Here is a 16,761-nt window from a genome sequence, read left to right on the forward strand (position 1 = left end):
TTTTTGTATAATTATAGAGAAGGAATTTTATAATTCCTGAGAGATGAACGTCGCTTAAAAGGGTAAGGAAGAGTGAAGGGGGTCGCAGCACGTTGATAGAGCTTAAACAATTAACCAAGCATTATGGCAAAGGCAGCCGACGCGTTAGTGCGCTGACCGGTTTGAATCTTTCCATAGAGCGTGGTGAAATATTTGGAGTCATCGGTCATTCCGGAGCGGGGAAAAGTACGCTGATCCGCTGTATTAATTTATTGGAACGTCCGACCTCGGGCGAGGTATGGGTAGATGGCGTGAATCTCGCCACGGTAAGCCAATCCCAGTTACAGAAACAGCGTCGTAAAATCGGAATGATCTTTCAGCATTTTAATTTGTTATCCTCGGCGACGGTATATGACAATATTGCCTTTCCGTTGCGCTTGGTAAATACGCCGAAGGAGAAGTTGGACCAGAAGGTTCGTGAATTGCTGGAACTGGTCGGTCTGGAAGAACACAGCGCTAAATATCCGTCACAGCTCTCGGGTGGACAAAAGCAGCGGGTAGGTATTGCACGAGCGCTTGCCAGTGATCCTCATGTACTGCTGTGCGACGAGGCAACTTCGGCGCTTGATCCGCAGACGACAGGGTCCATCCTGAAATTGCTTTTAGACATTAACCAGCGCTTTAATTTGACCATCGTGCTGATTACGCATGAAATGCATGTCATTCAAAGCATCTGTGATCGTGTCGGCGTCATTCATCAGGGCGACATCGTGGAGCAAGGTCCGGTGGCAGAAGTATTCCTGAAGCCGCAGCATCAGGTGACCAAGGACTTTATCCAGCGGGAGTCTGAGCATCCCGAGGAGCTGCAAGCAGCGATTGCAGCAGCAGGAGGCGGCGAATCGGCGCATGTTGTACGGATTTCATTTTTGGGCAGCAAGACATACGATGCGATTCTGTCACGAACGGCTCGTAGTACCGGCGTTGATTTTGCGATCTTGCAGGGAACCATCTCCACAATTAAAAACGTACCGTATGGACAGCTTATCGTCCGTTTTGAAGGAAATCAGGAGGATATTGAGCATACGCTGCGGGAAGTGTCCGGTCAGGGGCTTGATGTGGAGGTGATCGGACAATGAGTGAACTTGATTTTTCACAAGTTAGTTGGGAAGAACTGGGTAATTCTACATTAGAGACACTTCAGATGCTCGGTGCATCTGCGTTGTTCACCCTTATTATTGGTCTGCCTCTCGGGATTTTATTGTTTTTGGCAAGCCGCTCTTCATGGAATCTGATGAAGGTGATATACGTTGTACTTTCCTTTATCGTAAACATTTTGCGTTCCGTACCGTTTATTATTTTGATTGTTGCACTGATTCCTTTTACACGGTCGCTGGTGGGGACTTCCACGGGGGTGCTGGGTACGATTCCGCCGCTGGTGATTGGCGCTGCGCCATTCTTTGCCCGTCTCGTGGAGACGTCACTGCGCGAAGTGGACAAGGGTGTCATCGAGGCTGCACAAGCCATGGGCGCCTCTACAGGACAGATTATCCGTCGGGTGTTGTTGCGTGAGGCACTGCCGGGTCTGCTCGCCGCATTAACGATTACCGTTGTTACGCTCGTATCCTATACAGCGATGTCCGGTATGATCGGGGGCGGCGGTCTGGGTACACTGGCTATCAACTATGGATACTACCGTTATGAAACGGCTGTAATGATCGTTGCGGTCGTACTGATGGTCGTACTGGTGCAACTGCTGCAAATGGCAGGGGATCGTCTGGTGCGGCATTATACTCGAAAATAGGGAAACCATATAGATATCCTTATTGATCAGGACGTCTGAATCCTGAACACTACAATTTATTGGAGGGGTAATCACATGAAAAAATGGGTATTGGCCGTATTAAGCTTGACATTAATTGCGGTGCTAGCTGCTTGCGGTACAAAAAGCACGACATCCGATACAAACAATGCGACCCAAAACACAGGTGGGTCACCACGTGAAGTCGAGCTGAAAGTTGGCGCTTCTCCTGTGCCGCACGCGGAAATTTTGGAAGCGATCAAGCCTCAGTTGGAGAAAGAGGGCGTTCGTCTTCAAGTCGTTCAGTTTAACGACTACGTACAACCGAACGTACAATTGTTCGACAAGCAACTGGATGCTAACTTCTATCAACATGTACCTTACATGGATGTTATGAACAAAGAGCGCAAAATGGACCTGGTTTCTGTGGGCGCAGTTCATCTGGAGCCATTCGGTATCTACTCCCAAAAATATAAAAAGCTTGATGAAATTCCGGACGGTGCTACCGTAGCCATCCCGAACGATGCAACCAATGGAGGTCGTGCATTGTTGTTGTTGGAGAAACAAGGTCTGATCAAGCTGAAAGACGCAAGCAACATCGAAGCTACCGTAAAAGATATTACAGAAAACCCGAAAAACCTGAAATTCAAGGAGCTGGAAGCGGCTATGCTGCCACGTCAGTTGCCTGAAGTGGACATTGCACTGATCAACACAAACTACGCTCTGGAAGCGAAGCTGAACCCTACAAAGGATGCACTGGCATTGGAAGATAAAGATTCTCCATATGCTAACGTTCTGGTAGCGCGTCCGGATAATAAAGATTCCGAAGCGATTCAGAAGCTGATCAAAGCGTTGCAATCCCCGGAAACTAAAAAATTCATCGAAGACAAATACCAAGGCGCGATTATCCCGGCATTTTAAGCTGGACACGAGAACGCGTTGAACCCCAACCCCGAATTCTCTTGAACAAGAGGATTTGGGGTTTCTTTTTTGCTTGGAGTTGTAGGCGAAGCCTAAATATTTTATACTTGGGGGTGACCGTTCTCTGTGAAGAGGAGGAAAACTGTTGAGACACAAAGTCGCACTCATAACGGGCAGTGCCAAAGGATTAGGTAAAATGACCGCACTGCGTCTGGCTGATGAAGGCTGTGACATTGCTCTGAATTATGTGCATAGCCAAACCGAAGCCGAAGAGCTTAGGCAGGTGATTGAAGCCAAGGGAGTACGCTGTCTATCTTTGCAAGGAGATATTTCGATTCAGGAAGATATTACAAGGCTGATCGGCGAAGTACAGAATCGGCTGGGCGGCGTAGATATTATGGTGAATAACGCGGGACCATTCATCCGGGAACGTCGCTTGTTTGCGGATTACAGTGTAGCCGAGATTCATACCATGATTCAGGGGAATCTGGTCGGTACGATGCTGCTGGATCATCTGGTACTACCTCATATGCGGAACCAGCAATGGGGACGTATTATTCATTTTGGCTTCGGTCATGCTGGAGAAGCACGAGCTTGGCCGCATCGCGCGGTATACGCAGCCGCCAAGGTGGGGCTGGTGTCATTTACGAAGTCACTGGCTGTGGAGGAAGCTCCTTATGGTATCACGGTCAATATGATTTGTCCCGGGGATATCCGGGGGGCGAACAAGGAAAAGTCAATTGCCGACGTCATCGGCTTGCAGGATAAAGAGACACCGCGTGGACGCCCGGGGAGTGGAGAGGATATTGCGCGTGTGATTGCTTATTTGTGTGATGAGAATTCGGATTTTATAACGGGTAATATTATGGATGTGTCGGGAGGGCTGGATCCGATTCGACCGACCATATAAGGGATTGAGATTCAGTACATCCCGTCACACAAAAAAGAGTCTTGAGCTTCGTTACCGAAGTCAAGACTCTCATGATCATTATGCATCAAGCATTAGAATACTTGTACCACTTCTTGGACGCCGTCGACTTCTTCGAGAAGAGCACGTTCAATCCCTGCTTTCAGCGTGATTGTGGAACTTGGGCAACTGCCGCAAGCGCCTACCAGCTTCAGCTTAACGATGCCATCTTCTACATCAACCAGCTCAACGTCGCCACCATCGCGTTGCAGGAACGGACGAAGCTTATCCAGTACATCTGCTACTTCATCATACATTTGAACGCTTTGTGTTTCGCTCATTAGAATTCAACTCCTTTCCTATACCTTATTTATTATATTACAAAGCGGGCCAAATTAAAATGCCCGTCATCCAAAGCAGGTGAAAAAATGTTAAGACCTATCATAGAATTTTGCACCAGCAATATGCATTTTGGCACCGATGAAATTATGTCCAGACTGGAGCAAAATCCGGATTACGACGTCATTGAATACGGCTGTCTCAGCAATTGTGGTCAGTGTAACGCAGAACCGTATGCGATGGTCAACGGTGAGATTGTATCTGCCGATTCAGCAGAGCTGCTGTACGAAGTGATTATGAACAAAATCAAAGAAGCCGAGGCATGGGATAATCTTGATCTCGACTGAGATGTTAATCATTCGTCAGCCTGCTTCGTTCTGTCTATGATATATGCACCGTCCATACATGCTTAAAACAAAGAAGACCCGCTTCCAGAGCAGGTCTTCTTTGTGTGTTGTACCAACAGATTAGCCAAAATGGCGTTTGGATTTCCAGAGCACGCCGCTTTTGAGCAGGCGGGGTACACGACCACGCAGCGAGGTGCTGCCCATAAAACCATAGCCGAATCCGGCTTTCTTGCCAAGCGCACCCAATGTGCCACGCAGCTTCAAAGGATGCGGGTGAGGCGTGTGGCCTTTCCACAGGTCGTGTACAATGTGTGCAATCTGCTCACCTTGCACCTCCGCCGCCTGAGCACTTGGAGAGTAGGGGAGACTGGCACAGTCTCCGACCACGTACACCTCGGGATGATCTGGGATTTGGTAATATTCATTTAGTACAATGCGGCCTTGAGGGTCTTTGGGCACAGCTAAATCCTGCACGATTTTCACGGGCTGAATCCCGGCTGTCCATACAACCGCATCCGTCACAATTTCTTCATCATGGTTGTAAATAGAGCCCGGCTCAATGCGGCAAACCCCCACATGATTTAACGCATCGACTTGATGCTCCTTAAACCAGGCATGCACATAGGCAGACAAACGCTGCGGGAATGCCGACAGCACCCGCTCGCCCCGATCCATAATGGTAATATTCAAATCCGCGCGGCTTTCACGCAGTTCTGCAGCAATCTCAACACCGCTCAGACCGCCACCTACAATATGCACATGTCCGTATGGCTTGATTTCATTCAGGCGCAGATACGTTTGACGTGTATTGTTAAAGGACTGGATGGTACAGCTATGCTCTTCAGCTCCCGGTGTATTATGAAAACGGTCGGTACAGCCCAGCGCAATCACAAGCTGTTCATACGGCAAAGGCTCGCCGTCCTGAAAATGTACGATTTTATTTTCCAGATCCATCGAGGTGACTTCTCCGTATTTGCGAATGAGCCGTTGTTCATCGGGAAAATGCACACGTAAATCAAAATCAGATACCGTACCCGCTGCGAGGGCGTAGTATTCTGTTTTCAATCCCTGAAAGGGCATTCGATCCACTAGAATAACCTGTACATCATCGGGAATATATTTATTGAGTAATTCCTTGGCAATGGTAAGGCCACCGTAGCCGCCTCCCAGAATAACGAAATTTTTCATCAAAATCCGCCGTCCTTTCGCTGCCGTGTCCCCGGCAAATGTCTGGTGCCTCATCAGGAAACCTTGTTCGCCAAATTAACGTCTATCCCGGCGACATGCAAATTCAATGTTTCCGATCAGACACAAGTTTGTTGTTGTTATAAAACCCGGCTTCCCGGCCCGCCTATAGGCAGGCAGACCAGAAAATTCCGGGGCAGCTTGATGCTGCATGGTGTGAGTAATGGGGATGAAATGCACGCGGGAAAATCCGAATCCGATATTGCTTTTATTCGAAAACTTCGATTTCGTTATAGAAGGTATCCCGTTCAACCGGGATGCGTCCTGCACCTTTGACCAGCCAGATCAGCTCTTTACGGGTCAATCCGGCCGGGGTCAGTGCGCCTGCGGCATGGCTGATTTGCTCGCGCACAATCGTGCCGTGGACGTCCGATGCGCCGAAGGTCAGAGCGACCTGCGTCAATTGCGGACCAATATTAATGAAGTAAGCTTTAACATGATCGATATTGTCCAGCATCAGGCGGCTGATCGCAATCGTTTTGAGATCCTCGTAAGCGGAGTTGCGGCGCATGATGTTGGCATTTTTGCTTTTCGGCTGCATGGACAGTGGAATAAATACCATAAATCCGTTCGTTTCGTCCTGCAATGCGCGAATTTGCAGCATATGTTCAATACGATCCTCGTAGGATTCAACCGAACCGTACAACATCGTCGTATGAGTTTTCATGCCGAGATGGTGAGCCGTGCGATGAACCTCAAGATAGCGATCTACATTCGCTTTGGTGACACGCATCTTTTGGCGATACTCATCCGATAAAATTTCTGCGCCACCGCCGGTCAGCGTTTGCAGACCTGCCTTTTGCAGCTCCTGAAGCACTTCCTTAATGCTCAAGCCGCTAATACGTGTGAAAAAGTCAATTTCCGCTGCGGTGTAAGCTTTGAGTGTAACGTTGGGGTACTTTTCATTTAGCGCCTTCAATGAGTCTACATAGTATTGGAAAGGCACATGATTATTATGACCACCGACGATATGAAATTCTCTTACCCCCGGATGGATGTGTTGCTCTACATAATCAATCATTTCCTGCCCGGACAACGTATAAGAGCCTTCTTCCCCCTGATCCTTGCGGAAATTGCAGAACGCGCAGCGCGCTTCGCATACATTGGTGAAGTACAGGCTCATGTTCTCAATAAAATAAACCTTTTTTCCGTTCTTGCGTAAATTCGCTTCGTTAGCCAACTGACCCAGTGTGAGAATATCGTCAGTTTCGTACAAATATATACCATCTTCAAGGTTCAAACGGATACCGTTCTGTACCTTTTCTACAATCTCTGCCATTCTGCGGTCTGTAAAAGGTGTAACTAATGTGGACATGCCTATTCCTCCTTCAAGTTGCTCTGTGCGAGGCTGTCCGCCAAATCAGCGGCACAAGCGCTAGGTGCGCACAGGATGTCCCGTTCCGTCGGTAAGAATCCGGCAGCGCGGCTATACGATATGTGAAAAATGTTACAATGCCAGGCTACAATGACGAATGTCTCAAAATATCGCCTTTGAAATGACAAATTTCCGACAGTTTCTTTTGCACACTCTTCACCTATTATAAACCTCACACCACCTGTGTTCAATACAAACGAATAGAAAAACAGGTCTTTAAGCCTGTAAGGGAAGGACATTCCATGACTTGAGCACCTGCAAATAGTGGAGTATACTGAAGGAGAACATGAAGTAAAAGAGGAGGATGGAGTCATGATTAACATCACCGATTCCGCTGCCGAGCGCTTGAAAGATATGCTGGAGCAGCAGGAAACGCCGAATATGTTTTTGCGTCTGGGTGTTACGCCGGGCGGTTGCACCGGATTCTCGTATGCCATGGGCTTTGACGACAACGAGACGGATCAGGATATATATATGAACGTACAGGATATGAAGATTGTAGTGGAAAAAGAAAGCATCCGCTACCTGGACGGTCTGGAAATCGACTTTGAAGAGTCTGGTATGTCAGGCGGTTTTACCATTCATAATCCGAATGCAATCGCTACCTGTGGTTGCGGTTCGAGCTTCCGTACAGCTACGGATGCAGGGAAGCCGAACGAAGAACCTTGTTAACACACGTTACGTCAATGTTTTGTCTTCCGATGATCTGTTCGGAGGTAGATGCATTAGCCTAGCGGAATAGATGTTCCGGATTGCGGATAACGGCCTTTGTGACGGGATTTTACTCGTTGCGGAGGTCGTTTTTGTGTTGTTTTTTCTGTTTATTATCATCATTTGCTTTTGAAATGCCGATATAACATGGAGTTCTGGAGAGCTATGTTCTACATAAATTTTACCTAAAGGAAGTGGCAAGAGAAGATGTTGAAAAAGAAATGGCTTATCCCTTCGCTGGTTGCGGTGGCACTGTTTTTTAGTCAATCCGCATTCGCGGCAAATACGTTTACTGATGTGAACGGGACAAAATATGAATGGGCTGCCGAATCTATTCGTTCGATGGTCGACAAAGGTGTTGTCAAGGGCTATGCGGATGGGACCTTCAAGCCAGGCAAAACCATAACGAAAGCGGAATTTGTAAATATGTTTCACAAGCTTTTTCCAGAGATCAATCATTCGTCCGGAAAAGCTTCAGAATTTGTGGATGCGCGTAAGCACTGGGCGAATAAAGATTTTGCAGCATTATTCAATGGGGATTATGTTTGGGGCTTCACTGAAAGAGTAGGGGGCAAATATCCAAACTATCAATTCTATATCAATCCCGACAAACCGCTGACCCGCTGGGATGTTATGATGATTGCTTCCGTTCGGACGGATTATACGAATCAGACTCTTCATCCTGAGATCAAGGAAGTAATCTCTGCAGCTGCGCAGTATAAGGATATAAAAATTCGTCAGGCGAATTACAATGACAATTACTCGTTCAGCTATCCAGTAATATACATCGACACGACTCAAGAGGAGCCCTATTATGATGGAGATTCCCAAGATCAAAAAGGAGAAGCATTCTACACCCTGACTAATATGGGCGTCCTTACCGCCAATGATGGATACCTTCACCCCAAAGCGCTAGTCACACGGGCTGAAGCGGTTACCATTTTACAGCGTTTGTACGAAGCGACAAAGCAATCGAAGTGATTTTTAAAGCAATTGAAGGATCAGACGAAAGCAAAGAAATGATCCAACTATAAGTGAAGGCCTCTATAGCGGTATAGTCGCGTACTATATGCTATGGAGGCCTTTTTGAATGTGTTTAAAGATCATTATCACTACGTGTGGATTGGACAAACTTACTCAGGGCATTGAAAAAGGCAAATACAACTGTAAAAAGTAAGAGTGCTATGGGTTTAATTTCAATCTCAGAAAAAACACTATATAGAACTAAAAATGAAAAAAAGAGCACTGAGGTATTTATGTTTTGTTTTGTGTAAATCGATTTTATAAAGTGCATTTTATCACTCTCCATTTTATTATAAGTGATTACCCTGGCATGACTTATAAAGCAGTGGAGCAACCAATCAAAAGATCGAATATATAAATGGAACTTAAAAGTTACTTTAGTGCCACTCCGCAGACGGATGGTGCTTCCCATCGCCCCCGCCCCCGGATTTCTTGAATAAAGCTTATAATTGGGTAGAAATCCGGGGACAAAAGCGACCGCTTCGCTTGTACAGCACCATTCCGTCTTCTCCGCTTTTCATGTACATTTCTTAAGTTTAGCCAGTGCAGACGAAAAGTACTTAACAAAAATAGGACCGCTTTTATAGGCGATCCTTCTCAGAATTTTCAATTACTATGAGTTCAGATATATCATCAATTTCAAGTGCATCCGCGATTTTGATAAGTGTTTTTAGATTTATTTGTTCACGAATGTTCCGTGACATTTCTGATATAGCCGCCTGACGAACACCAGATAGTTCGGAAAGTTGAGTTTGCGTAAGTCTCCGCTGTGTCAAAACTTCGTTCAATTTAAGCCGAATCGTTCTCATATGTACACCATCCTCCAGCCCATTATATCCAATATACGAATATCCGTAAAATAGATGTTGACTTTATACTAAAAGTCGTATATGTTATTACTCATAAACGTATATACAAATAAAAGTATAAAAAATTATGAAAAATTTCTTATAACAATGATTTAGGGAGTGAAGGGGGGCGTTATGTTTTCCAGATCATTCATACACATGTTTATGCTGGATATCAATACAATACATAATTAAATCAGTAATATTATAAGGTAGGGGGATTTATTTATGAGCGAATCTGTTGAATTGAAAAGAGTTGCCATGGTATATGGACCTGATGATGATCCTCATATGTACGAATTATTTGAGGGAGTTTTGTATGAGCGTAGCTATTTCTTTTATCTTGAACATGGAATATTGTGTCTGCGGCATGTACGAAAGGTAGAACAACCGGATCATCCGCATCTTTATGTGGATGGGGAAAGTGGGGGCCTCCAACTAGCGAAGAATGTACAGCGTGAGATTATGGAGGTCGTCACAGAACTGATCGAGCGTTTACGTAGTAAGGATGGATTAGCATTTTTACTGGATGAACTGCTATGGCTACAAGGTCGAAGTCATATTGAACTTAACCTCGTGAAAAATAAAGGATAATATATTTCTGTTGGAAACCAACGGCCTGTAACTGCATTATGCTTCTTTTGAGAAAGAATCTGTTAATATTGTTGCTGTGTTCAGTGACGCTCTTTATCAATCATTTCATTTTTCCATCAACATTATTTGTAACCTTCCCCCACTGAGCCGGCACTTAAGATTAAGAACACGAAAGAAAAGAGGCTAGGGACGTATGAGGCAGTGGGTTGAAAAGGCGCGGCAAGGGGATGCAGAAGCGTTCGGCCAGCTGATGCTGCATTTTCGCGGGATGGCATATGCGGTGTCTTATGACATGCTAAAGGATGTTCATCTCGCGGAAGATGCCGTTCAGGATGCGTTCATGGAGGCTTATCAGAATCTGGAGAAGCTGCAGAAGCCGTCCGCTTTTCCAGGCTGGTTCAAGACCATTGTCGTAAGACAGTGCCAGCGGACGCTGCGGCGCAAGCATCATTCGATGCTTCCTCTGGATGAAGCTGTGCAGGTGTCGGGAGAAGTACCAGGTTTGGCGGAAATTGCGGAGCGTAGGGAGGAGAGCCAAGTTCTGCAACAATCGGTGGAGGCGTTGTCTGCCAAGCTGCGCGTGCCTCTGCGGCTGTTTTATTTTTATGGCTACTCTCTTCAGGAGATTTCCGATTATCTGGGCACTCCGGTCCCGACGCTCAAGAAGCGGCTGCACGACGCCCGCCAAAAGCTGAAAGGTACACTCCCGGTAGCCGATCTCGTTTCCGTGTTCAATCATTTGTATGAGGGAGGCCAAAACATGCTGCATATTGTTAACGGTGATGTTGTAGGTGAGATGTTGAAGCAGGGCGTTGTACAGGGTGATGTGCTTGTATGGAGAGAGGTATATCCAGCAGGGCCGATATTTGCAAATCCAGCGGGGGCTGAAGAACGGATACTGCGGGCCCGGGTTCTGGAAGAAACGATGGGTATTCCGGCCAGCGAATATATAACGGGCTGTGAGGAACAAGAGCAGAAACTTCGTGAATATACCAAGTACGATGAAGTCGTGTTGTGGTTTGAGCATGACCTGTTTGATCAGAGCATGCTCGCCTATCTGCTCCACTGGTTCAAAAGACAGAAACTGGGCCGCACGAAGCTGAGCCTGCTCTGTATTGGGGAGTTTCCGGGAATCGAACGGTTTTATGGTCTGGGACAGCTCACTCCGGCACAGCTTCAGACATTATCCGGTACCTGGCGGACCATTGGGCGGCAAGAAATGGAGCTCGGAAGCGAGCTTTGGCAGGCGTATGCTTCTCCTGACCCTGTTCAAATGGCTGATTTGCTGGAAAACAAGAAGGCAGAACTGGCAGCATCCGGCCTGCCTTTTGCCTATGAAGCCTTCACAGCGCATCTCAAGCGGCTGCCCTCGGAGCGGAATGGTCTTGGCATTGTGGAACAGACCACGCTTCAGGCCGTTCGTAATGGAGTGGATACGCCATTGGAATTGTTCCGTCAGGTAACTGACGTCCTGCATGTGCTCGGCATGGGCGATCTCGAATATTGGAAAGTTATTCGTGCTTTGGTGCAAGGTGAACATCCTTTGCTGATTATTGACGGGGCTGAGGCCGGCTTGGATTTCAGACAAATTCCGGAGTTTCTGAACCGAAAGGTAATTCTCACAGAGTTGGGTAATGAGGTACTGAATGGATCAGCGGACCGTATTGCAGTTCAGGGTATCGACGAGTGGTTTGGGGGGCTGCATCTTCACGGACATGAGGTTTCTTGGCGCTGGGATGATTTGGCTGGAGGTTTAGTCCGTCATTGAAGACACTATAGAAGCAGATGGATTTTGGGAATTGTTTTGTCCCACCCCCCATGCCGAAAAAGTATTCTACCAGTTGAATAAATTAAAAATTTCTACATTAATTAAGCAAGTCGAAAACTTTGAGTGGTATGCCATTGAAAGGGATCGTTCTAATGGAATATTGGAGATAATACGTACAAGCATCACAGTTCCGACAATGTAATCCGTAGAAGAAAAAATTGGTTGGGATCTCTGTAAAAATCCGTGTTATTGTAGTCTTATATCTATAAGAATGTGGGCGTGAAGCTCCAACTAAAAGTAATTTCGAGCTATGATGGCTCGACCAAAAGATAAAGTGCGAAAGAGTTTTCCGGTTATGGAAAACTCTTTTTTTAATTTTAAGTACATCACGTAAAGACAAGAAAAACCACCGGGAATGAATAGCCCCCCTTATGATTACGATCAGTAAGTATTGTAAGAATGATTATACATCTGCTAAAATCTCATTTCCAAATGCTTCTACTTCTCCAAATCGGTAAAAAGCTCCTGTGCGGTGCGCACAAATAACTGTACAGCCAGAGAAGCATTGTGCAGGGATGGCATAGCGATACCAATCTGGCGCGTAATCAGAGGTGTGGTTTCCTTGACAGTCAGATCATGGGGGAATGTGGACAAGGAGAGGGATGAGACGATCCCCATGCCTAGTCCTTGTCGAACCATGCTGACCAGGGTGCTGACATTGTGAGTAGTGAAACGTGCCTGCAACTGGCTTTGTTCTCGCTCGAAGCCTTCCATAATGGCAACCTCATGTCCGCCTTTACAGAAGATCATATCCTGCTGGCTCAATTCTCGAATGGCGATTTTGCTTTGCGATTGCAGAGGGTGACCGTCCGGCAGGAGAATAACCATATTATCCTGACATAAAGGGATCACATCCACCTGCGGATCTGGCAGCAGAATGATACCTGCTTCAATCTCTCTGTTATGCAGCCATTCCTTAACTTCATTGGTGGAGCCTTCATGCAGGTCGAATATGAGATTCGGGTAATGCTGGCGAATATGATGTATGATTGGAGGCAGAAAATAGGCGGATGCCGAAGGGAAGGCTCCGATGGTGATGGTGCCAACGTCCAGCCCTTTTTCGGCGGCGACCTGCTGCTCTACCTTTTCCATGCTTTGCAGTATCATGCGGAATTGCAGCAGTACCTTTTGCCCGATATCTGTCAGCAGCACGCCTTTTTTCCGGTCACGCAGCAATAGCTGGACATCCAGCTCACTCTCAATACTGGCGATGGCATGGCTGACTGCGGGTTGTGTCATATGCAGTTCATGGGCAGTTTGGGTAAAGTTTAGCGTTTCAGCTACGCGGACAAAGATCATGATTTGGGTAATGGTCATAAGCGAAAAGTTATCTCCCTTATCGAAAACATTCATTTTATTTATTAGTGCCCACAGTATACGCTAGTAAAGTGAAGTTTTGCAAATGGCTGTAAATGATTATAGCCGTATGAAATGAGCGATGATTATCGCTAGGGGAGAGGAAGAAATCTATGAAAACATTAACACCTAAAGCTACGCTGTGGCTTGTATTAATATTAGTGATGGTGTGGGGGATTAACTGGCCGTTGACCAAGCTGGCTTTGCCGGATACACCGCCGATTTTATTTTCAGGCATACGTACGTTGCTGGGCGGGCTAATCCTGCTTATGTTTGCTATGCGTCACAGGGAAACTTTGCGTTTGAGGCAGAATGCGTGGACCTATCTCGTTCTGGCGATACTTAATATTGCAGGCTACTATGGCTTGCAGACGGTGGGGCTACGATATTTGCCTGCCGGGTTATTTTCCACTTTAGTATTCCTACAGCCGATCTTGCTTGGATTGTTCTCCTGGTTGTGGTTGGGTGAGCGCATGTTTCCGATGAAGGTCATTGGACTGGTTCTTGGCTTTGGCGGGGTGATCGTGATTAGCTCCGGCGGGATGGCAGGGCATTTGTCCGTCTTGGGTATCGTGCTGGGGCTGGCCTCTGGACTGTGTTGGGCGCTCGGAACGATTTATATGAAGAAAAAAAGCAAGCAGTTGGACTCCATTTGGGCGGTGACGATGCAGCTCATTTTTGGGGGAATTCTACTCAATGGGATTGGACTTACCACGGAGAAATGGAGCGATATTCATTGGAGCCCTTCCTTTATCGGTATCTTGCTGTTTATATCCGTATTCGTGATTGCAATGGGCTGGATGATTTATTTTAAACTGATTGACAACGGAGAAGCAGGAACGGTTGGTTCCTATACGTTTATGATTCCGGTGCTGTCTACGATCTTTAGTATGGTGATGCTCAAGGAATCGCTTACCCTGACGTTCGTGGTGGGATTGGTGCTGATCGCGGGCAGTGTGTATCTGGTGAATACGGCTTTACCGGGAAAACGAGGCAACCGAAGCTCAAGGGCCAATGAAACGAAAACCTGCACCAATAAATAGAGAATGAGAAAGTAGGAAGAATATACTAGATTATAAAAGGGGGTCATAGTAAAATATGACTATGTAAATAGAGAGGAAGTTTGCTATGGGGGAATTAAGCAGTCATACTCAGTCTGTGGAGCCGCAACCACAGGCTGTTCGTAAGCTCGCAGTTGTAGCCACGGTCATTTCAGGAATAGCTGTACTCGGATGTATTACCTTGGCGTTATGGAATTATAATCTGACTGCAAAGGTAAACACTTTAACTACAGCGAATGCTTCACTCAACAAGACAACGCAAGCATTGACAAAGCAACAAAAGGATACAGAGGCCCTGCTGCAACGGGTTAGATTAGCAGCCAACCTGTCGTCCATATCGCATGCATTAGAGCAGACTTCCGTCGTTACTGATGATTTTGTATTGGAAAAAGTGACCTTTGATGTAGCAGAGAATGGTACGTTGAAGGGTGTGCTTTTAAATGTGAACAATCAACCGAATCTTGGTTTGGGTGGGGCTTATCAAGGTTATGGTAAATATAATATGGCTTCTTCTACTTTGACGAAGAAGGCGGAGGAAGTCATAGACATAGCTATGAAACAGTATGGTACGTCGGACAAGATTCCGGTATGGGATAAAAATACGAAGGTGGAAATGACGGTACAAAATTATGAACTTGGAAAGCGAGAAGGTGGAATTTTCAAGCTTGCCAGTCAGAAATAGGAGGTACCTTATGAAGGATTTTGATGTAACTAAAGCCAAGTATGATCCGAAGCAGGAAGAACAGGTGAAAAAGGGATTTTTCAAAAAGGTGAAATCCACGGCCGGAAAGGTTCCTTTTGTGAAGGATGCGGTGGCCATGTACTATTGTGCGATAGATCCTGAAACGCCTCTTTATGCTAAAGGGGTGGCCTTCGGGGCCTTGGCGTATTTTATTTCTCCATTGGATGCGATATCGGATGTCATTCCGGTGCTGGGATTCACGGATGATGCGGGTGTCGTGCTGGCGGCCTTAAAAGTGCTGGACATGCATATCAAGCCTGCCCACCGGGAGAAGGCGAACGAATTTCTTTCTTGAGTATTGCTTAAAGAGCGGGGGAGCTAAAGAATGGATAGGTACACGTCTACAGCGAGGGAACGCTGGCAGATGAGACAGAGTGAGCCGCAGCCGCAGGGCTGGGTGCTTGCTTTGTTTGGCTGGATTTTTGCAGGATTGGGGCTACTATTAAGTATTTTAGTCATTGGTAATCTGTCGGCTATTCTGGGTTTAGTCTTCGGCATTTTGACGAAACGGATAGAGCAACGTAATACACAGGGCATCCTGATTATCGTTTTAAGCTCCGTTGGGATCGGCATCGGGTTGTTGATTTTTATTATTTTTGCAGCACAAGGTTTTGTAGAAGGCCTGATAAGAGGTTATAATGAGCATTATCAGTCAGGGAGGTAAACAGCATTGAGCGTCATTATTTCACAGCAGATATCAGCAACGGGCGTGAAGGAATATACGAAGGTGATCAAAACATTTGATTCCCATTTTACACCTTTGGTTGGACAGAAAATCAGGGATACGGCTTTTGGCGATATGCAATATTATGACGTCGAGGATGTATTTATTGATCTGGCAGAGAATGAATACTGGGTGATTTTACCTGCAGTTCTGCTGCACACCGATGATATTGAGGATGTACGGGATGCGGTACGTGAGTATCGTTCACATGGTTGGGAATGTACAAAACCTTTGTAAATCCATACTGTATAAGCATCTATACGGAAACGTCTTTCTTTTGCGAGATAGGCGTTTTTTTGTGTATTTATGTATAAAATCTTCCTAATGATTGGCATGAAAAGAAAGAATTAATGTTGAAAATGCGCAAATTGTATCATTTTTTATCATAAAACGACAAGTTGGGAAATGAAAACGGACTTAATGTGTTATACTTAGTATATCAAAGGACAAGAGTCTAAAACGACCGGTAAGGCCCTTTCTTTGAAGAGCCTCGTAAGGTTCAACGTTTATCCAAAATAAATGGTCAAAAGGAAAAGGGGAAATGCTAACGTGAGAGTGAATTTGAAATTTACGAACAAAGGGCAAGTTGCAGTCGAGAAGTTCAACAATGAGGAGCTTATCGAAATCTTTACCCGCTACATTAAAACGTTAAGCAAAAAGTATGATATCTCGGTTACCGTACCGGAAGATCTGAATGAGCAGATCTTGGCAGAGGGCACCGTAAAGGTCGTGTTGGATAAGATTAATTGTGACATGGACGCTTTTTTCAAGGAGCTGAGCCGGGATATTAAGGTGCCACTGGTCAAAAGATTGGGTACCAAATTGGATAACGTGTTTAAGACCGAGGTCGTGGAACAGAACTAAGGACAAGGATCAGGCGAGTCTGAATGATGATTCGCAATATGAAATCATAAAACCTCCCGAATGGGGCGCATGGCTAGGCAATGTGCTCGTTCGGGAGGT

At 46.0% G+C, this 16,761-nt stretch carries 20 protein-coding genes; 15 read left to right on the forward strand and 5 right to left on the reverse strand.

Annotation, left to right across the window (positions count from 1 at the left end; genetic code table 11):
- Positions 1-92 precede the first annotated feature (92 nt).
- The 4 genes from ACQ4MX_RS20605 (at position 93) to ACQ4MX_RS20620 (ending at position 3,608) form a co-directional block, all read left to right on the forward strand.
- The gene (locus ACQ4MX_RS20605) at positions 93-1,115 is read left to right on the forward strand and encodes a methionine ABC transporter ATP-binding protein (RefSeq protein WP_431087049.1); all 1,023 of its coding nucleotides are present in this window, start codon (positions 93-95) and stop codon (positions 1,113-1,115) included.
- Positions 1,112-1,780, forward strand: a complete 669-nt coding sequence (locus ACQ4MX_RS20610) for a methionine ABC transporter permease (protein WP_134912822.1) — start codon at positions 1,112-1,114, stop codon at positions 1,778-1,780. The genes ACQ4MX_RS20605 and ACQ4MX_RS20610 overlap by 4 nt, the downstream gene beginning before the upstream one ends.
- Positions 1,781-1,855: 75 nt before the next feature.
- Positions 1,856-2,698, forward strand: coding sequence for a MetQ/NlpA family ABC transporter substrate-binding protein (locus ACQ4MX_RS20615; RefSeq protein ID WP_044645446.1), 843 nt, complete (start codon positions 1,856-1,858; stop codon positions 2,696-2,698).
- A gap of 145 nt (positions 2,699-2,843) precedes the next feature.
- Positions 2,844-3,608, forward strand: a complete 765-nt coding sequence (locus ACQ4MX_RS20620; RefSeq protein ID WP_431087050.1) for an SDR family oxidoreductase — start codon at positions 2,844-2,846, stop codon at positions 3,606-3,608.
- A gap of 92 nt (positions 3,609-3,700) precedes the next feature.
- Here the strand turns inward: ACQ4MX_RS20620 and ACQ4MX_RS20625 are convergent, their stop codons facing one another.
- The gene (locus ACQ4MX_RS20625) at positions 3,701-3,946 is read right to left on the reverse strand and encodes a NifU family protein (protein WP_013311836.1); all 246 of its coding nucleotides are present in this window, start codon (positions 3,944-3,946) and stop codon (positions 3,701-3,703) included.
- An 87-nt stretch (positions 3,947-4,033) separates the two neighbouring features.
- On the opposite strand from ACQ4MX_RS20625, the gene ACQ4MX_RS20630 reads away from it, so the two are divergent.
- Positions 4,034-4,291 (forward strand): YuzB family protein, encoded by a 258-nt coding sequence (locus tag ACQ4MX_RS20630; protein ID WP_014277865.1) that lies wholly within the window; start codon positions 4,034-4,036, stop codon positions 4,289-4,291.
- Positions 4,292-4,411: 120 nt separating this feature from the next.
- Here ACQ4MX_RS20630 and ACQ4MX_RS20635 read toward each other — a convergent pair whose 3' ends face one another.
- Together ACQ4MX_RS20635 and mqnE are read right to left on the reverse strand one after the other, a co-directional pair.
- Positions 4,412-5,479, reverse strand: a complete 1,068-nt coding sequence (locus ACQ4MX_RS20635; RefSeq protein WP_431087051.1) for an NAD(P)/FAD-dependent oxidoreductase — start codon at positions 5,477-5,479, stop codon at positions 4,412-4,414.
- A 265-nt stretch (positions 5,480-5,744) separates the two neighbouring features.
- A complete protein-coding gene (gene mqnE, locus ACQ4MX_RS20640; protein ID WP_431087052.1) occupies positions 5,745-6,851 on the reverse strand; it encodes an aminofutalosine synthase MqnE in 1,107 nt (368 codons plus the stop codon).
- A gap of 372 nt (positions 6,852-7,223) precedes the next feature.
- Between mqnE and ACQ4MX_RS20645 the strand changes: the two genes are divergently transcribed.
- The gene (locus ACQ4MX_RS20645; RefSeq protein ID WP_014277861.1) at positions 7,224-7,583 is read left to right on the forward strand and encodes a HesB/IscA family protein; all 360 of its coding nucleotides are present in this window, start codon (positions 7,224-7,226) and stop codon (positions 7,581-7,583) included.
- A 246-nt stretch (positions 7,584-7,829) separates the two neighbouring features.
- A complete protein-coding gene (locus tag ACQ4MX_RS20650; protein WP_431087053.1) occupies positions 7,830-8,603 on the forward strand; it encodes an S-layer homology domain-containing protein in 774 nt (257 codons plus the stop codon).
- 623 nt (positions 8,604-9,226) lie between these two features.
- Here the strand turns inward: ACQ4MX_RS20650 and ACQ4MX_RS20655 are convergent.
- Positions 9,227-9,454: a helix-turn-helix domain-containing protein gene (locus ACQ4MX_RS20655; RefSeq protein WP_013311830.1), complete on the reverse strand. Its 228-nt coding sequence runs from the start codon at positions 9,452-9,454 to the stop codon at positions 9,227-9,229.
- A gap of 267 nt (positions 9,455-9,721) precedes the next feature.
- Between ACQ4MX_RS20655 and ACQ4MX_RS20660 the strand changes: the two genes are divergently transcribed.
- Together ACQ4MX_RS20660 and ACQ4MX_RS20665 are read left to right on the forward strand one after the other, a co-directional pair.
- Positions 9,722-10,087 (forward strand): hypothetical protein, encoded by a 366-nt coding sequence (locus ACQ4MX_RS20660; RefSeq protein ID WP_431087054.1) that lies wholly within the window; start codon positions 9,722-9,724, stop codon positions 10,085-10,087.
- A 193-nt stretch (positions 10,088-10,280) separates the two neighbouring features.
- A complete protein-coding gene (locus ACQ4MX_RS20665; RefSeq protein WP_431087055.1) occupies positions 10,281-11,855 on the forward strand; it encodes a sigma-70 family RNA polymerase sigma factor in 1,575 nt (524 codons plus the stop codon).
- Positions 11,856-12,353: 498 nt separating this feature from the next.
- On the opposite strand, the gene ACQ4MX_RS20670 is transcribed toward ACQ4MX_RS20665, so the two are convergent.
- Positions 12,354-13,232, reverse strand: coding sequence for a LysR family transcriptional regulator (locus ACQ4MX_RS20670; protein WP_431087056.1), 879 nt, complete (start codon positions 13,230-13,232; stop codon positions 12,354-12,356).
- Positions 13,233-13,384: 152 nt separating this feature from the next.
- Between ACQ4MX_RS20670 and ACQ4MX_RS20675 the strand changes: the two genes are divergently transcribed.
- The 6 genes from ACQ4MX_RS20675 (at position 13,385) to ACQ4MX_RS20700 (ending at position 16,662) form a co-directional block, all read left to right on the forward strand.
- Positions 13,385-14,314: a DMT family transporter gene (locus ACQ4MX_RS20675; RefSeq protein WP_431087057.1), complete on the forward strand. Its 930-nt coding sequence runs from the start codon at positions 13,385-13,387 to the stop codon at positions 14,312-14,314.
- A gap of 85 nt (positions 14,315-14,399) precedes the next feature.
- Positions 14,400-15,014: a hypothetical protein gene (locus tag ACQ4MX_RS20680; protein ID WP_431087058.1), complete on the forward strand. Its 615-nt coding sequence runs from the start codon at positions 14,400-14,402 to the stop codon at positions 15,012-15,014.
- Positions 15,015-15,024: 10 nt separating this feature from the next.
- Positions 15,025-15,369, forward strand: coding sequence for a YkvA family protein (locus ACQ4MX_RS20685; RefSeq protein WP_431087059.1), 345 nt, complete (start codon positions 15,025-15,027; stop codon positions 15,367-15,369).
- A 30-nt stretch (positions 15,370-15,399) separates the two neighbouring features.
- A complete protein-coding gene (locus ACQ4MX_RS20690) occupies positions 15,400-15,738 on the forward strand; it encodes a hypothetical protein (RefSeq protein WP_044645459.1) in 339 nt (112 codons plus the stop codon).
- Between the two features lie 6 nt (positions 15,739-15,744).
- The gene (locus ACQ4MX_RS20695) at positions 15,745-16,035 is read left to right on the forward strand and encodes a hypothetical protein (RefSeq protein WP_025682160.1); all 291 of its coding nucleotides are present in this window, start codon (positions 15,745-15,747) and stop codon (positions 16,033-16,035) included.
- A 312-nt stretch (positions 16,036-16,347) separates the two neighbouring features.
- Positions 16,348-16,662, forward strand: coding sequence for a hypothetical protein (locus tag ACQ4MX_RS20700; RefSeq protein WP_013311820.1), 315 nt, complete (start codon positions 16,348-16,350; stop codon positions 16,660-16,662).
- The last annotated feature ends 99 nt before the right edge of the window (positions 16,663-16,761 follow it).

Source organism: Paenibacillus sp. 8b26 (assembly GCF_050626875.1).
Taxonomy (GTDB): Bacteria; Bacillota; Bacilli; order Paenibacillales; family Paenibacillaceae; genus Paenibacillus.

Excerpts from the sequence above, each read along its gene's own strand:
- ACQ4MX_RS20675 (WP_431087057.1), top strand. The coding sequence starts at position 13,385 with ATGAAAACATTAACACCTAAAGCTACGCTGTGGCTTGTATTAATATTA.
- ACQ4MX_RS20655 (WP_013311830.1), bottom strand. The coding sequence starts at position 9,454 with ATGAGAACGATTCGGCTTAAATTGAACGAAGTTTTGACACAGCGGAGA.
- ACQ4MX_RS20690 (WP_044645459.1), top strand. The coding sequence starts at position 15,400 with ATGGATAGGTACACGTCTACAGCGAGGGAACGCTGGCAGATGAGACAG.
- ACQ4MX_RS20630 (WP_014277865.1), top strand. The coding sequence starts at position 4,034 with ATGTTAAGACCTATCATAGAATTTTGCACCAGCAATATGCATTTTGGC.
- ACQ4MX_RS20670 (WP_431087056.1), bottom strand. The coding sequence starts at position 13,232 with ATGACCATTACCCAAATCATGATCTTTGTCCGCGTAGCTGAAACGCTA.
- ACQ4MX_RS20615 (WP_044645446.1), top strand. The coding sequence starts at position 1,856 with ATGAAAAAATGGGTATTGGCCGTATTAAGCTTGACATTAATTGCGGTG.
- ACQ4MX_RS20685 (WP_431087059.1), top strand. The coding sequence starts at position 15,025 with ATGAAGGATTTTGATGTAACTAAAGCCAAGTATGATCCGAAGCAGGAA.
- ACQ4MX_RS20665 (WP_431087055.1), top strand. The coding sequence starts at position 10,281 with ATGAGGCAGTGGGTTGAAAAGGCGCGGCAAGGGGATGCAGAAGCGTTC.
- ACQ4MX_RS20650 (WP_431087053.1), top strand. The coding sequence starts at position 7,830 with ATGTTGAAAAAGAAATGGCTTATCCCTTCGCTGGTTGCGGTGGCACTG.
- mqnE (WP_431087052.1), bottom strand. The coding sequence starts at position 6,851 with ATGTCCACATTAGTTACACCTTTTACAGACCGCAGAATGGCAGAGATT.
- ACQ4MX_RS20635 (WP_431087051.1), bottom strand. The coding sequence starts at position 5,479 with ATGAAAAATTTCGTTATTCTGGGAGGCGGCTACGGTGGCCTTACCATT.
- ACQ4MX_RS20660 (WP_431087054.1), top strand. The coding sequence starts at position 9,722 with ATGAGCGAATCTGTTGAATTGAAAAGAGTTGCCATGGTATATGGACCT.
- ACQ4MX_RS20645 (WP_014277861.1), top strand. The coding sequence starts at position 7,224 with ATGATTAACATCACCGATTCCGCTGCCGAGCGCTTGAAAGATATGCTG.
- ACQ4MX_RS20610 (WP_134912822.1), top strand. The coding sequence starts at position 1,112 with ATGAGTGAACTTGATTTTTCACAAGTTAGTTGGGAAGAACTGGGTAAT.
- ACQ4MX_RS20625 (WP_013311836.1), bottom strand. The coding sequence starts at position 3,946 with ATGAGCGAAACACAAAGCGTTCAAATGTATGATGAAGTAGCAGATGTA.
- ACQ4MX_RS20680 (WP_431087058.1), top strand. The coding sequence starts at position 14,400 with ATGGGGGAATTAAGCAGTCATACTCAGTCTGTGGAGCCGCAACCACAG.